11 protein-coding genes are annotated in these 14,801 nt (G+C 61.2%); 6 read left to right on the forward strand and 5 right to left on the reverse strand.

What is annotated here, in order from left to right; translation table 11 throughout:
• Window positions 1–63: 63 nt before the first annotated feature.
• Window positions 64–819, reverse strand: coding sequence for an IclR family transcriptional regulator (locus JO965_RS04740; protein WP_246776749.1), 756 nt, complete (start codon window positions 817–819; stop codon window positions 64–66).
• A gap of 225 nt (window positions 820–1,044) precedes the next feature.
• On the opposite strand from JO965_RS04740, the gene JO965_RS04745 reads away from it, so the two are divergent.
• From JO965_RS04745 to JO965_RS04765, 5 genes are all read left to right on the forward strand, one after another.
• The gene (locus JO965_RS04745; RefSeq protein WP_203442565.1) at window positions 1,045–1,815 is read left to right on the forward strand and encodes an enoyl-CoA hydratase/isomerase family protein; all 771 of its coding nucleotides are present in this window, start codon (window positions 1,045–1,047) and stop codon (window positions 1,813–1,815) included.
• Between the two features lie 64 nt (window positions 1,816–1,879).
• A complete protein-coding gene (locus tag JO965_RS04750) occupies window positions 1,880–2,956 on the forward strand; it encodes a polyamine ABC transporter substrate-binding protein (protein WP_203442566.1) in 1,077 nt (358 codons plus the stop codon).
• 11 nt (window positions 2,957–2,967) lie between these two features.
• Window positions 2,968–4,044 (forward strand): ABC transporter ATP-binding protein, encoded by a 1,077-nt coding sequence (locus JO965_RS04755; RefSeq protein ID WP_203442567.1) that lies wholly within the window; start codon window positions 2,968–2,970, stop codon window positions 4,042–4,044.
• Window positions 4,041–5,807, forward strand: a complete 1,767-nt coding sequence (locus JO965_RS04760; RefSeq protein ID WP_203442568.1) for an ABC transporter permease subunit — start codon at window positions 4,041–4,043, stop codon at window positions 5,805–5,807. Before JO965_RS04755 ends, JO965_RS04760 begins: the two co-directional genes overlap by 4 nt.
• A gap of 25 nt (window positions 5,808–5,832) precedes the next feature.
• The gene (locus JO965_RS04765) at window positions 5,833–7,425 is read left to right on the forward strand and encodes an AMP-binding protein (protein WP_203442569.1); all 1,593 of its coding nucleotides are present in this window, start codon (window positions 5,833–5,835) and stop codon (window positions 7,423–7,425) included.
• Window positions 7,426–7,550: 125 nt separating this feature from the next.
• Here JO965_RS04765 and JO965_RS04770 read toward each other — a convergent pair whose 3' ends face one another.
• The 4 genes from JO965_RS04770 to JO965_RS04785 all read right to left on the reverse strand — a co-directional run bounded on the left by JO965_RS04770 (window position 7,551) and on the right by JO965_RS04785 (window position 13,539).
• The gene (locus JO965_RS04770; RefSeq protein WP_203442570.1) at window positions 7,551–10,154 is read right to left on the reverse strand and encodes a TRAP transporter permease; all 2,604 of its coding nucleotides are present in this window, start codon (window positions 10,152–10,154) and stop codon (window positions 7,551–7,553) included.
• A gap of 84 nt (window positions 10,155–10,238) precedes the next feature.
• Window positions 10,239–11,213 carry a TAXI family TRAP transporter solute-binding subunit gene (locus tag JO965_RS04775; RefSeq protein WP_203442571.1) on the reverse strand — a complete coding sequence of 325 codons (975 nt, stop codon included), beginning with the start codon at window positions 11,211–11,213 and terminating at the stop codon, window positions 10,239–10,241.
• A 95-nt stretch (window positions 11,214–11,308) separates the two neighbouring features.
• Window positions 11,309–12,652, reverse strand: a complete 1,344-nt coding sequence (locus JO965_RS04780; RefSeq protein ID WP_203442572.1) for an aspartate aminotransferase family protein — start codon at window positions 12,650–12,652, stop codon at window positions 11,309–11,311.
• A complete protein-coding gene (locus tag JO965_RS04785) occupies window positions 12,652–13,539 on the reverse strand; it encodes a MurR/RpiR family transcriptional regulator (protein ID WP_203444059.1) in 888 nt (295 codons plus the stop codon). Before JO965_RS04785 ends, JO965_RS04780 begins: the two co-directional genes overlap by 1 nt.
• An 87-nt stretch (window positions 13,540–13,626) precedes the next feature.
• On the opposite strand from JO965_RS04785, the gene JO965_RS04790 reads away from it, so the two are divergent.
• A complete protein-coding gene (locus JO965_RS04790) occupies window positions 13,627–14,475 on the forward strand; it encodes a 3-keto-5-aminohexanoate cleavage protein (protein ID WP_203442573.1) in 849 nt (282 codons plus the stop codon).
• Window positions 14,476–14,801 lie beyond the last annotated feature (326 nt).

Below are 14,801 nucleotides of genomic sequence, written 5' to 3' on the forward strand. Positions count from 1 at the left end.
CGTGACTTCATCCGGAGATGATCGTTGTGAAAACACAATAGCTTGCAGGTATATGCAAGACTCCTATCGCCGGGAATGCGAGGATTGCGAAATGGAATGAGCCGCTGCAACAACCAGTGACGCAAAGCGTTCTTCGGCCTCCTCCGGGGTGTATCGACTGCGGGACACTGCGATGTTGATCGCCCCGTAGGGAATTCCCTTCGAGTCAAGAATTGCAGCGGCGAGCGACAGGTCGCCGTAAAAGTACTCCTCAAAGGCAGTCGCATAGCCGCGCGTCGCAGTCAGTTGAAGTTTGGCCGCGATGGCATCCCTGCTCCAGGTCGTGTGAGGCGTGAAAGGGCGCAGGTCCGAGCGATCGAGAATGGACTGAGCATCCGCCTTCGGAAGGCGTGCCAGAATGGCAATGCCAGGTGCTGTGCAGTAGGCAGGCAGTCTCGTGCCAATGATCACGTCGTTGTTCAGCACGTGCCTGCTCATGAAGCGTGAGACGAAGACGATCTCGGTATCGTCCAGCACCGTCAGGTTCACCGTCTCCTCAGTAGTTTTGCTCAGGTGCATGAGATAGGGCATCCCGCGCTCAACCAGGGTGCTCGCCCGCGCATAATGATACCCGAAGTCAAGTGCCTTCACGGTGAGTTCGAAGCGCTTGGTATCCGCATCCTTTGCAAGATAGCCGAGCTTGGTCAGGGTATGGGTGAACCGTTGGGCTGCACTCATGTCCAAGCCGGTTTCGTCGACGATCTGGGACAGGCTCAGATTGGGCCGAGTACCATCAAAGACCCGCAGAACCCTGAAAGCCTTCTCGACCGATTGGACCATCAAGGGGTCCCGGTCCTCGGCCTCAGAACCAAGCTCCTGAACTGACGCAACTTTGTTTGTTCTTCGAGCCATGTGAACTCCGAACCCTGGGCAATCTGTTATCGCATTTCAATAGCAGTGACATGACATTGCTGAAACAGTGCTTGACACGTTTCCAAAGCCTACTAACACTATGCAATATCAACTATTGCAATGCAATAGTAAATTATCGCACTGGAGGAAGGCATGGATCGTTTCATTCTCACGGACCGGGCAGGGGACGTTGGCCTGATCACTCTCAATCGGCCGGAAATCCTCAACGCTTGGCACAGCCCCATGCGCCAGCAGCTGATTGCCGCGCTGGCTGGCTTCGAGCGGGATGAGACCATCCGGGCCATTATCCTGACAGGCGCCGGCGACCGCGCCTTCAGCGCAGGACAGGATCTTAGCGAGACCAAAACGTTCGATGCCGACCGCGGCGAGGAATGGGTGAAGGAATGGGAGCGTCTCTACGACACGATTCGCTCGCTCTCGAAGCCGCTCATTGCAGCCCTCAACGGCGTAGCCGCAGGCTCCGCCTTCCAAGTCGCGCTTCTGTGTGACTTCCGGGTCGGGCATCCCGGTGTGCGCATGGGGCAGCCGGAAATCAACTCAGGAATTGCCAGCACCACGGGTCCCTGGATCATGCGTGAGATTATTGGCTTGGCCCGCACGATCGACCTGACACTGAGCGGCCGTCTCATGGACGCTGACGAGTGCCGGTCGCTCGGCCTCATCAACCGCATCGTGCCGCAGGAGCAGGTCATGAACGAGGCCATGTCTCTTGCTCGTGAGCTCGCGGCCAAGCCGCCCGTGGCAATGCGCCTCGACAAGCAACGCTTCCGCGAGATGACCGAGGCGGGATTCCGGGATTGCCTTGAAGCTGGCATCCGAATCCAGCGCGAGGCTTATGCTTCGGGTGAGCCGGCCAGAATGATGGAGCAGTTCCTCGCGCGCCGGACTGCGCAGCGCGCCTGACCACTACGAGCCAACAAGACCGTGTCGAAGCGGCAACCCAACCTTGAACCAGAGGGTTAATCCAGTGACGAAGCACAAAGACAACACAATTGATCGCCGCGAACTGTTGAAGTGGGGCGGGAGCCTCGGTCTCGCCATCGCTTCCCCAGCCATCATGACCAGATCAGCATTCGCGGCGACAACGATTACGGTTGCGGATCCAGGCGGACCCTACAGCCCCGGCTACCGGAAGGCGTTCTACGATCCTTTCGAGAAAGCCACTGGCATCAAGGTCGTCAACGTTGCACGCGAGGCCGAACCTACCGCTCAGTTCAAGGCGATGGTCGACACCAAGTCGTATACCTGGGACGTCTGCACGCTCACCCTGTCGGCGCGTGATATCCTCGCCAAGATGAACCTTCTCGAGCCGATCGGGATTGCAGCCAGCGATGCTCCGGGACTCATGCCGGAGGCGCTCACTCCCTTGTGGATGGGGATCGACGTCTATTCGACGATCATGGCTTACCGGACCGATCGCTTCAAGGATGGCGCTGCCCCGAGTTCATGGGCTGATTTCTGGAATGTTCAGAAATTCCCCGGCCGCCGATCCCTGCGCAAAAATCCGATCGACACGTTGGAGCAGGCGCTTCTCGCGGATGGCGTTCCCCTCGATAAGCTTTATCCCCTCGACGTTGAGCGGGCCTATAAGAGCCTGGAAAAGATTAAGCCGCATATCGATGTGTGGTGGACTGGCGGCGCTCAATCGAGCCAGCTCATTCAAAGCGGCGAAGTAGATCTCATCGCTCTCTGGAATGCCCGCGCTCAAGCAGTCATCGATGGCGGCGCACCGGTCAAAACCGTCTGGAACCAGGGTCTCTATTCGATTGAAGGATGGGGCATTCCGAAGGGCTCGCCGCGAGCCGACGCAGCACGCCAGTTCGTAAAATTCTGCGCAGATCCTAAACAGCAGGCGCTCTTCACGGAGTTCCTCTCTTATGACCCGACCAACCTGAAAGCCTATGAGAGCATCCCCACTCAACGCGCCGTAACGCTGCCGACCCACGAGACCAATCTCAAGCTCATGGCGATTGCCCGAGAGGATTGGTGGAGCGCCAACCGGGCCGCGATGACCGAGCGCTTCAACGCGTGGATTCTCGGCTAGAGGAGGGTTACATGCTTGCTCCCACCGACCGGACCATCCAGCCGAAGCTTCTTGTCGATGGTCTTTCAAAGCAATACGGCTCCACGATTGCCCTCGAACCCACGCAGCTGGCAGTCCAGTCGGGGGAATTCCTGACGTTACTCGGACCCTCTGGATCGGGCAAAACCACGTTGCTGCAGATGATCTGCGGCCTTGTGGAGCCGACCCAGGGGCGCCTCCTGATCGATGGACGCGACGAAACCTATACACCGGTACACAAGCGCGACATCGGTCTCGTCTTCCAGCATTACGCGCTCTTCCCGCATCTGACGGTCGCCGAAAACATCGGTTTCCCGCTGCGGATGCGCGGGAAGAGCACCGCCGATATCGACAGGCAGGTCAAAACCGCACTGGAGATGGTCCAGCTCGGTCACTTGTCGCATCGCTTCCCGCGCGAGCTGTCGGGTGGGCAGCAGCAACGTGTCGCCTTGGCGCGGTGCTTCGTCTACCAGCCTTCGGTCATCCTCATGGATGAACCGCTTGGGGCCCTGGACAAGAAACTGCGCGAGCACATGCAGTTCGAGATCAAGCGCCTGCATCGCGAGACCGGAACGACAATCATTTATGTGACACACGATCAGGAGGAGGCGTTGGCACTCTCCGATCGGATCTGTCTCATGAACCACGCCCGGATCGAGCAAATCGGGGCGCCTCACGAGATCTATGCCCGTCCTCGCACGGCATTTGCCGCGGATTTCATCGGCATTTCAAACATTTTCCGCGGCCGTATCGAGAGGGGCGTGAACGGCGGAGCTCATTTGGCAACTCCATGCGGCCGCTTCCAACTGTCGTCCGATAGCGTCACCGATCAGGACGAGATGGCCCTCGTCGTTCGGCCAGAGCATCTGGAACTCGGTGGCGCCGGTACAAACGAGATCAAAGGCTCCGTGGCCGAAATGGTCTATGCGGGATCGGAAACCCGCGTGCTCGTAGCTGTTCCCGGTACAGACCTCATCACCGTTCGCGTGCCACCGGGCATCTCCCTTCCTAAGCTTGGGGATTCCGTTGCTGTCACGTGGCGTCCGGAAGCCGCAGTGGTGGTGCCATGAGCACGGTCGTTCTGCCTATCCAGAATGCGTCGGCTGTGCGCCGCTTCCGCTTCGGCCCGCTCTGGCTTGCCGCGCCGGGCCTCGCCTTCCTACTGATCTTTTTCCTCGTTCCCGTCGCGCGCCTGATGGGATTGAGCGTTCAGGATGCTGAAACAGGAACCCTGACGGGCAGCCACTATGCCAGGGTCTTCGGAACCGATGTCTATTTCCGTGTTCTCCTGATCACGTTCCGCATCGCGGGGATGACTGCGCTTTTGTCGCTCCTGTTCGGCTATCCACTTGCCTATTGGCTTGCTCGCCTTCCGGATGCACTGCGCGGCCGCATGATCCTTCTCGTCATGGTGCCGTTCTGGACGAGCTATCTTGTGAAGACATTCGCGTGGATCATCGTTCTGGGACGCACCGGCATCATCAACAAGGCAGGTCTGGGTCTTGGGCTTTTCGATACACCGGTCAATCTCCTGCACAGTGAACTGGGCGTCATGATCGGCATGGTGCATGCCATGCTTCCGCTTGCCGTTCTGACGATGCTGCCCGTGATGACGGGCATCGACCGCCGCTTGGCACAGGCCTCTGGAACTCTTGGGGCAGCGCCTGCGCAAACGTTCTGGCTCGTCTATTTCCCGCTGTCGCTTCCTGGCACAGCAGCGGCAGGGCTCCTGACTTTCATCTCTTCCCTTGGATTCTTTATTGTTCCGGCGCTTCTGGGAGGGCGCCAGCAGACCATGCTGGCGCAGCTTATCATCGCGCAGATCCAGGAGATGCTGAACTGGGCCTTCGCCGGAGCATTGGCAGCCATGATGCTGGTGGCGGCTCTCGTAACGTGTTGGCTCTACGACCGGATTTTCGGTCTCTCGAGCCTGTCCGGTGAAGCGTCGGACCGAAAGGACGGGACAGGCGGAGCATTGCGTCGGATCGGCCTTAAGCTGCTCGGCGGGCTGGCCGATGCCGGAGCTGGGGTCGGCGAAGCGATGCGTCGGGTTGTCGGCGCACGAGTGACGGAACGCCTGCTCGGCGTCTATGCTGCGCTGACGCTTCTGTTCTTGGTTCTGCCGACCCTGGTCGTCATCCCGATTGGCTTTACCAGTTCGCAGTTCCTGGAATTCCCGCCCCCAGGCTATAGCACCCGTTGGTTCGAGACCTATTTCACATCCGATCTCTGGCTATCCGCAACGCTGCGATCCTTCGGTGTAGCACTCGCGACAGCCGTGCTCGCAACCATGATTGGCGGCTTGGCCGCGCTGGCACTGGCTCGCTCAACCTCACGGTGGCGAGGCGTTATCTTCGCCTTCTTCCTGGCGCCGATGATCGTGCCACGCATCGTGATAGCCGTCGGATTGTTCTACCTCTTCGCGCAGCTGGGCCTTGTGGCAACGGATCTTGGGCTCACGATCGGCCACACGGTGCTTGCGCTGCCATTCGCTTTCGTTGCCGTCGCAGCGGTGCTGAAGAGCTATGATTGGCGTCTCGACCAAGCGGCCGCTGTGCTCGGTGCCAACCGTTTTCAGGCTCTGCGGTTGGTGACGATACCCCTGATCAAAGGTGGTCTGACGGCAGCCTTTCTGTTCGCCTTCATCACCTCCTTCGACGAACTCACCGTGGCGATCTTCGTCAGTGGAGGCGTCAAGACCACTCTGCCGAAGCAGATGTGGGACGACATGATCCTGCAGCTCAACCCGACGTTGGCTGCGGTCTCAGTTGTCGTCTTCATCATCGTGACCGCTCTTCTCCTCGCTGCCGAGAGACTTCGTCGTACAGCCTAGACCATTCCCGTTCTGAGAACCTCAAATGACCGACTCTGATGAAGGCTTCATCCGGAGCTTTAAGGATAAAGTTCGCCTTGTGCCGCAGCAGGTATTCGCCAGCTTCAATGGCAATCCTGTCGACTTTGAAACGCTTGACCGAAAGTCGGACGCTTTTGCAGCAGGCTTGCGGCGTCTTGGGTTAGCGCCCGGTGACCGGGTTGCGGTCATGATGCGCAACTCCCCGTACTCCCTCGCGGTTCTGTTCGGCTTGGCAAAGGCTGGTATCGTATGGGTGCCGCTGAATGCCCAGCTTCGCGGGGAGGGGCTGCGCTACATCCTCGAGCATTGCGAGCCGCGAGGTATCGTGTGCGACAGTGACCTGGTTCCGACCATTCGCGAGTGCGGCGCCTCGATTGACGAGAGTCGGTTCATCGTTGCCCAGAGCACTGCAGCGTCTCTGCAGCTCGAGGTCCTGATCGAAGCTTCTGCCACTTTCGAGGAAAGCCTGCCGGAGGCTCGTGATCTTTTTGCCATCATGTACACATCCGGAACGACCGGCCGGCCGAAGGGTGTGATGGTGGCGCACAGCATGATGCGTCTGGCAGGCGAGGCCGTCGCGCAGGTCTCCGCTGCCCGCAGTGGCGATGTGATGTTCGTTTGGGAGCCGCTCTACCATATCGGTGGGGCGCAGTTGATCATCCTGCCGATCATTCGTGATGTCTCTCTCGCCATGGTCGACCGCTTCAGCGCGAGCCGCTTCTGGGATCAGGTAAGAGCCTATGGCGCGACCCACATCCATTACCTCGGTGGCATCCTGCAAATCCTCCTGAAGCAGCCCGAGAGCGTACATGATCGGGAGCATCCCGTTCGCATTGCATGGGGAGGCGGCTGTCCCAAGGAAATCTGGCCGCTGTTCCAGGAGCGCTTCGGCGTGGAGATGCGTGAGTGCTACGGCATGACGGAGGCATCCAGCATCACGACTTGCAACGATACAGGCGTTGTGGGGGCTGTAGGACGCGCAATGCCTTGGTTTGCGGTCGACATTCTTGATGCCGATGGCAAACCGGTCCCCCCGGGGGACAAGGGCGAAATCGTCGTTCGTACCAACCGCGAGGGAGCAATCTTCCAGGGATATTTCCGCAATCCGGAAGCGACGGAAAAGGCTCTCCGTGTCGGGGCACTGCATACGGGCGACCTCGGGTCTCTCGATGAGGCCGGGAATCTCTGGTTCCATGGCCGCATGACCGACAGCGTGCGCTGCAAGGGCGAGAATGTCTCCGCCTGGGAGGTCGAACATGTGGCAGCGACGCACCCTGCGGTCGAGGAATGCGCCATGATTGGTGTCGCGGCCGAGATCGGCGAGCAGGACATTAAGCTATTCGTGAAGCCGAAAGCGGGAGAGAAAGTTGACCTGCCGGCCCTTTCTGCCTGGCTCGGAGATCGGCTCGCACCCTATCAAAACCCTCGTTATCTGACGGTCGTCGAGGATTTCGAACGGACACCGAGCCAGAGAATCATGAAGCATAGGCTGTCTGCCGATCTGCACGATTGTTGGGATCGCGTGGCTGAGGGGAAGCAGGCCGAGCCTGGTCAATCGGCCGCGCGGGGCAGTACGCGAGTGGTCGCCGCCTCCTAAGGAAGCCTGCAATTCAACGTGCTGTGACATCAAGAGCAAGGCTCGCAACGGATGCTGCGAGCCTTGATATTTTCTGAGGGGGGAATTCGGCTGTTAAAGTCGGACCCGCTTCGCCGAAAAATGCTTTAAGCGGTTGCCGGCGAGAGCCCTTGAGATCCAGCCTTCACCCGTCGCCGTTGCAGCCACCAGATCAGGCCCGCCACGGCAAGCGCCGGAATGTAGACCCACAAGGTCGAGGGCCGTCCCGGAGCGGGCTGGATGACGCTCACAACCTTGAAGCCGGGCTCCAGGCCCACGCGCTTGGCATAGGATCCGAAGGCCACGTTGCTGATCGTCATTTGGTCACCCAGCCCTGCCACCGTGAGGCCGGTCGTCCGCAGGCGCTCCTGCGGCGTGGGCTTCTGCTCGCCAAGATCGAGACTCACAGTTTTGCGCACATCGTCGCCTTCGATGGTCAGTCCTTCCACCACGAAGGCGAGACGCTGATTCTCCGGCGCACGAGCCACTTGGTTCATCAGCTCGCTGGCGGGCAGCTCCACAGTCGCCGGATGAATCTGATTCAGCCACCAGTCGGGGCGGAACAGGGCGAAGCACACGAGAAGCAGGATTGCACTTTCCCACAGGCGGCTTCGGGCCGCGAAGTAATTCATGGTCGCAGCTGAGAAGATCAGGACCGCGGCCATGTTGGTGGCGATGACAATACCCGCATCCATCCAACTATCCACGCCTATCAGCAGCATAGCGGGGTTGAAGATGAACACGAAGGGCAGCACGGCGGTACGCAGAGAATAGAGCGCGCCCTGGAAGCCCGTCGCGATCGGATCCTCCCGCGAGATTGCCGCCGCCGCGAAGGCCGCAAGACCCACGGGGGGCGTGATGTCGGCCATGATGCCGAAATAGAACACGAACATGTGGACGGCGATCAGCGGAATCGCGAGGCCGGCCTGTGCGCCGAGTTCGACCACCACGGGAGCCATCAGGGTCGCAACCAGGATGTAATTGGCCGTGGTCGGGATGCCCATGCCGAGAACGAGACTGATGGCCGCGATCAGTACCAGCATGACGATGACGTTGCCGCCGGAAATGAATTCCACGAACTCGGTCATCATGAGGCCCAGGCCGGTGAGTGTCACCGTGCCGACGACGATGCCGGCGGTCGCGGTCGCGATGGCAATGCCGATCATGTTGCGTGCGCCGAGTGCGAAACCATCCAGGAGATCGGCGAAGGCACCTCGCGCTGCCACCGGAATCGACTGCTTGCGGAACAGGGCGAGCAGAGGACGGCGAGTGGCCAGAATGCCGATGATCGAAATCGTCGCCCAGAAGGCGGACAGGCCCGGCGACATCTCCTCGACCATCAGGCACCACAGCAGCACCACGAGCGGGATGAGGAAGTCGAGACCTGTGCGGGTCACGTCCCAGGCGCGTGGCAACTTGATGATGGGCGTGTTCGGATCGTCAAGCTCGAGATCGGGGAAGCGCGCCGCATAGGCGACCGTCACGAGATAGATCACGGCGCCCGCCACCGTGAGGATCCAGGGAGCGCTGGTGCCGAAGACAGCCTGCGCGCCGATGACGCCATAATAGAGAAGGCCGAGCACGATGATGGAGCCCGAAAGGCCGAGGCCTGTGCGCAAAAAGCGCATCTTCGCAGGCATGGCCTCGCGCGGGATCGGCTTCGAGCCGATCTTCAGAGCCTCCAGATGCACGATGTAGAGCAGCGCCACGTAGGATGCGATGGCCGGCAGGAGGGCGTGGGTCACGATTTCTGAATAGGGAATGCCCACATATTCCACCATGAGGAAAGCGGCCGCGCCCATCACCGGGGGCATGATCTGACCGTTGATGGAGGAGGCGGCTTCGATGGCGCCGGCCTTCACGCCGGACAGGCCCGTGCGCTTCATCAGCGGAATCGTGAAGATGCCGCCGGACACCACGTTCGAGACCGAGGAGCCGGAGACGACGCCGTTGAGGGCGGAGGACACGACCGCGACCTTCGCCGGGCCGCCGCGCAGGTGGCCGAGGAGCGCGATGGAAATCTGCATCATCCAATTGCCCGCGCCCGCCTTGTCGAGAAGCGTGCCGAACAGCACGAAGAGGAACACGAAGCTGGTGGACACGCCGAGTGCGATGCCGAACACACCCTCAGTCGTCAGCCATTGATGCTGGAGGAATTTCGAGATCGACGAGCCCTTGTGCAGCAGCACGTCGGGCATGTAGGGGCCGGCGAAGGTGAAGACGATGAAGACCAGAGCGACGATGACCATCGGCAGGCCGAGCGAGCGGCGGGTGGCTTCGAGCAGAAGCACGATGCCCACGCCTGCCGTCACGAGATCCAGCATGATCGGCTGGCCCGGCCGTGCGGCGAGCTCGCGGTAGAACAGGAAGAGGTACGCGCCTGCGAAGGCGCCTGCAAGCGCCAGCACCCAGTCGAGAGCAGGCACGTAGGCACGAGGCGAGGACTTGAAGGCCGGATAGGCCATATAAGCCAGGAAGAGCCCGAGGCCGAGATGGATGGCGCGCGCTTCCGTGTCGTTCAGGATGCCGAAGCCCAGCGTGAACGGCAGAGGCGATGCGTACCAAAGCTGGAACAGGGACCATGCGATGGCGACCGCCGTGATCAGTGCAGCGGTGAAACCGGTCGGCTTGCGGCCTCCCGTATCGGCTTCAGCGACGAGCTGCTCCAGCTCGGCGGAGGGGGCAAGTGCGGGTTTCTCAGTGGTCGACATGGTCGTGTCCTTGAGCGTCTCAATAAGGCAAGGGGGGCGGCCTTCGCCGCCCCCGCTCTCATAGGCTTCTCGATGGAGGCCGGCTTACTTCAGCCAGCCCTTTTCCTTGTAGTACTTCGCTGCGCCCGGATGCAGCGGAGCGGAGAGGCCGTCCTTCACCATCTTGGCCGGATCGAGGTTGGCGAAGGCCGGATGCAACGACTTGAACTCGTTGAAGTTTTCGAACACCGCCTTGGTCACCTGATAGACGGTCTCCTCTGGCACTTTCGCAGAGGTCACGACGGTCGCGAGCACGCCATAGGTTTCCGTGGGCTGCGCGTTGTTGGCATAGAGGCCGCCCGGGATCGTCGCCTTGGCGTAGTAAGGCTTGTCCGTCACAAGCTTATCGGCGGCAGGGCCCGTGATCGAGACGAGCTGTGCGCCGCAGGTGGTGGTCGGATCCTGGATGTTTGCGGACGGATGGCCCACGCCGTAGAAGAAAGCATCGATCTTGTTGTCGCAGAGCGCAGGGCCATGCTCGTCGGCTTTCAGCTCGGAAGCGAGCGAGAAGTCGGACAGCTTCCAGCCCTTGGCTGCGAGCAGCTCTTCCATGGAGGCGCGGGTGCCGGAGCCCGGATTGCCGACATTCACGCGCTTGCCCTTGAGATCGTCGAACGTCTTGGCATTCGCTTCCTTGCGGGCCAGTACCGTGAAGGGCTCGGGATGCACGGAAAAGACTGCGCGCAGATCGCCGAACGCACCGCCGTCCTTGAAAGCGCCTTCGCCCTTCAGCGAGTTGTATTGTACGTCGGACTGGGTGAGGCCGAAATCGAGCTCGCCCGCCTTGATGGTGTTGACGTTGTAGGCCGATCCGCCGGTGGACTCGACCGAGCAGCGGATGCCGTGGGTCTTGCGGTCCTTGTTGACCAGACGGCAGATCGCGCCGCCAACGGCATAGTATACGCCGGTGACGCCGCCGGTGCCGATGGTGGCGAAGTTCTGCTGCGCCTGCGCAGGAAGGGCCGTGAAGGCCAAAGTGGCTGCGGCTGCGCCGAGCAGGGTCTTATTCAACATCTTCATTTGTCGTCCCTCTTGTTGTGTCCGGCTTTGTGCCGGACTTGAAGTCAGTTCGGGGATTGGTTCCCCCGTTGCCGCCCTTGCCCCCGCAGAGAGGATCAGACGGCTTTCAATCTCACGCCTGCGAGTGCCGCATCCACGGCGTCTCCCAGACGCTCGACAATCGTGTCGACGATGGCTTCGTCGACGATGAAGGGCGGAGCGAGCAGAACGTGATCGCCCCGTGCCCCGTCGATGGTGCCGCCCATGGGATAGACCATGAGGCCGCGAGCCATCGCCTCACGCTTGATGCGCGCATGAAGTTTCTCTTTAGGATCAAAGACGGCCTTGGTCGAGCGGTCCTCCACCAGCTCGATGCCCATGAAAAGCCCTCGCCCCCGGATATCCCCAACATGCGGGTGGTTTCCGAACCGGTCTCCCAGGCGCTGGCGCAGGCGTGCGCCCATTGATCTGACATTGGTCAGAAGGTTGTCGCGGTGGATTACCTCTTGAACGGCGAGAGCGGCCGCGCACGCGATGGGATGGCCAAGATAGGTGTGGCCATGCTGGAAGAAGCCGGAGCCCTTGGCAAAGGCATCATAGATGTGCTGCCCCAGCAGGACGGCTCCAATGGGCTGGTAGCCGCCGCCCAGACCTTTGGCGATGGTCATGATGTCCGGCGCAATCCCGTCCTGCTCGCAGGCATGGAGCGTCCCCGTGCGGCCCATGCCGCACATCACCTCGTCAAGGATGAGCAGCACGCCGTAGCGGTCGCAGATTGCGCGGATGCGCTTGAGATAATCCGCCACCGGCGGCACGGCGCCTGCGGTCGCACCGACGACGGTCTCCGCCACGAAGGCGATCACCGTTTCGGGGCCGAGCTCAAGGATCTTGTCCTCCAGCGCCTGCGCGGCGCGGGCCGCATAGTCCTGGTCGCTCTCGCCCGGCAGCTGATAGCGATAGGCGAAGCACGGGTCGATATGGTGCGTCTCGATGAGAAGCGGCCTGAACTGTGCCCGACGCCACTCGTTGCCGCCGGTGGCGAGCGCGCCCAGCGTGTTGCCGTGATAGCTCTGGCGACGGGCGATGACGTTGCGGCGCTCAGGTTTCCCGGTTTCGACAAAGTATTGCCGTGCCATCTTGAGCGCGGCCTCGACCGCCTCCGATCCCCCCGAGACGAAATAGACGTGAGATAGTCCGGCCGGCGCGTCCTCGATCAATCGGTCGGCCAGGGTTTCCGCAACTTCCGTGGTGAAGAAGCTCGTATGCGCATAGGCCAGCCTGTCGGCCTGTGCATGGATGGCGGCCGTCACGTCAGGATGTCCATGGCCCAGGCAGGAGACGGCCGCTCCGCCGGAGGCGTCGATATAGGCCTTGCCTTGCTCGTCGAAGATCTCGACCCCCTTGCCGCTGACCGCGACCGGCAGGGTGCCATGGATTTGACGATGAAGAATGCGGGTCATCAGGGTCTCCTGCCGTCTTTCGGCAACCAATGGGTATTGAACGAGGCGAGTTGGCCCTCGGTGTGCCGGAGGGCCTCCAGTGACGTCTCTCCACCGCGTCCTGCAACGAGCGCTGCCAGGATTTCTCCGACGACGAAAGCGGGCGTCATGCTGTGGAAGAACGAGGGGCTGTCGGTCGAGACCAGAATGGTGGATTGCGCGACCTGAGCGAGAGGCGACACGAGGCTGTCCGTGACGGCGACAATGGGCACGTTCTGCGCATGAGCATATTGCACCACTTCGACGGTCGCGCGGGTATAGGGCGCGACGCTGACAGTGAAGAGAGCATCCCGCGGCGTAGCGTTCCGGATGGCATCCGTCCCGAAGCCGGCATGGGTATCGAGCAGAACCGACTTCTCGCCGATCAGCGACAGCACGTAATTCATGTGCCACGCCACCGTGTGCGACGAGCGCAGGCCGAGACAGAAGACACGCTCGGCAGAAGCCAGCAGGGCGGCGGCACTTGCCAGCCGATTGAGCTGTTCGGGTTCGGCCAGCCGGCCGATCTGATTCGTTAGGGAGGCGACCATTTCCGCTGCCAGGACCTTCTCGCCCCTGGCCTTCTGGACCATCACCTGGGCTCCGGCTTTGCCCGAGAAGCTTAGGCCGTCATTGCGGATGGCCTGAGCATAAAGATCTCGGATCGCGTCGTAGCCGTCGAGGCCCAACCTCTTGGCCAGCCGGGTCATCGTCGCGGGCTGGACCCCGGCCTGCCTCGCCTGTTCGCGCATGGAGAGAAGTGCCACATCCCTCGGCCGGTCGAGAATGAAGCGGGCCGCTGCCTGGAGCTGCTCCGGCAGGCCTGGGAATGTCTCGACGATCGCTGCGGCTAGAGGCGCGGTATCCATCATCGAACCATAGACTCAGCCCTCGGCACCGTGCAACATCTGTTTTTAATTGCTCTGATTTGAAACAGATGTATCGGAACTCGGCACATGAATGGGCAGCAAAAGACAACGGAACAGCGGGTCGCGATCGCGGTCGCTCCCAATGGCGGGCGCCGCACCAAAGCCGATCATCCAGCCATTCCCCTCACGCCGGGCGAGATGGCCCATACGGCGTCCGAGTGCCTTGAGGCGGGTGCATGCATGATTCACGTTCATGTACGCGACGGGCAGGGTGGACATCTTCTCGACGCGGATGCCTATACGGAAATGACGAAGGCTATTCGCCAGGCCGTCGGCGACCATCTCGTGATTCAGATCACCAGCGAGGCGCTTGGCATCTACAAGCCCGAAGAGCAGATGGCCGTGGTGCGCGCCACGCGGCCCGAGGCGGTCTCGTTGGCTCTGCGCGAGCTTGCTCCGGACGAAACATCCGAGCCTGCCTTTGCGGAATTCCTGAATTGGCTCCGGCAGGAGCGGATCGTTCCGCAGATCATCCTCTACACGCCCGAGGAGGCTGTCCGGCTGGACAAGATGCGGCAACGCGGGCTCGTGCCGTTCGAGAGGATACCCGTGCTCTATGTGCTGGGCCGCTACACGGTGGGCCAGACCTCGCGCCCCGCCGATCTGCTGCCGTTCCTTGCGCCCGGCCAGCCAGACTTCGCTAACTGGATGGTCTGTGCCTTCGGCCGTCATGAAGCGGCCTGCGTAACAAGCGCTGCGCTCCTCGGCGGTCATGTGCGCGTGGGGTTCGAAAACAATGTGCTTCTGCCCGATGGAACGGTGGCGCGTTCCAATGCGGAGCTGGTCGCACCGACGGTGCGGGCTCTCACGGCTTGCGGAAGCTCGCTCGCCGATGCCGGCTCATGGCGACAAGTCTGGACGGAATGTCTCGGGTAGGGCGACGCATCGGAACATACAGGGTGCTCAGAACAGTGAGATCAAGCATGCGATCCTGATCGATGACACGCTGTGATCGCTCGTTGACGATCCCCGGCCAGTGCCAGCTTCGACGGATATGCTCCGGCAATGTTGACGTTTAGTCTTGGCGAGACGTGGACGTGCCTCATTGCCTACCCTTTATCGGAGACGAGCGCTCGCCTCATGATGCCCGCGGAGCAATGTGATATGCATCGGCGACGTTCGATCCTCACCTCGATCGTTGAGGCTTGATCCCGGACGTCGATCCCATTTTGACATCGGTAGCTTGCTAACCGCCCAATACG

Origin of the sequence: Microvirga sp. VF16, from assembly GCF_016864375.1 — a bacterium.
In the GTDB taxonomy this organism is placed as follows: domain Bacteria; phylum Pseudomonadota; class Alphaproteobacteria; order Rhizobiales; family Beijerinckiaceae; genus Microvirga.

What these genes read in the sequence shown, in the direction of transcription:
- JO965_RS04740 (WP_246776749.1), bottom strand. Translation starts at nt 819, where the DNA reads ATGGTCCAATCGGTCGAGAAGGCTTTCAGGGTTCTGCGGGTCTTTGAT.
- JO965_RS04745 (WP_203442565.1), top strand. Translation starts at nt 1,045, where the DNA reads ATGGATCGTTTCATTCTCACGGACCGGGCAGGGGACGTTGGCCTGATC.
- JO965_RS04755 (WP_203442567.1), top strand. Translation starts at nt 2,968, where the DNA reads ATGCTTGCTCCCACCGACCGGACCATCCAGCCGAAGCTTCTTGTCGAT.
- JO965_RS04760 (WP_203442568.1), top strand. Translation starts at nt 4,041, where the DNA reads ATGAGCACGGTCGTTCTGCCTATCCAGAATGCGTCGGCTGTGCGCCGC.
- JO965_RS04765 (WP_203442569.1), top strand. Translation starts at nt 5,833, where the DNA reads ATGACCGACTCTGATGAAGGCTTCATCCGGAGCTTTAAGGATAAAGTT.
- JO965_RS04770 (WP_203442570.1), bottom strand. Translation starts at nt 10,154, where the DNA reads ATGTCGACCACTGAGAAACCCGCACTTGCCCCCTCCGCCGAGCTGGAG.
- JO965_RS04775 (WP_203442571.1), bottom strand. Translation starts at nt 11,213, where the DNA reads ATGAAGATGTTGAATAAGACCCTGCTCGGCGCAGCCGCAGCCACTTTG.
- JO965_RS04780 (WP_203442572.1), bottom strand. Translation starts at nt 12,652, where the DNA reads ATGACCCGCATTCTTCATCGTCAAATCCATGGCACCCTGCCGGTCGCG.
- JO965_RS04785 (WP_203444059.1), bottom strand. Translation starts at nt 13,539, where the DNA reads ATGGATACCGCGCCTCTAGCCGCAGCGATCGTCGAGACATTCCCAGGC.
- JO965_RS04790 (WP_203442573.1), top strand. Translation starts at nt 13,627, where the DNA reads ATGAATGGGCAGCAAAAGACAACGGAACAGCGGGTCGCGATCGCGGTC.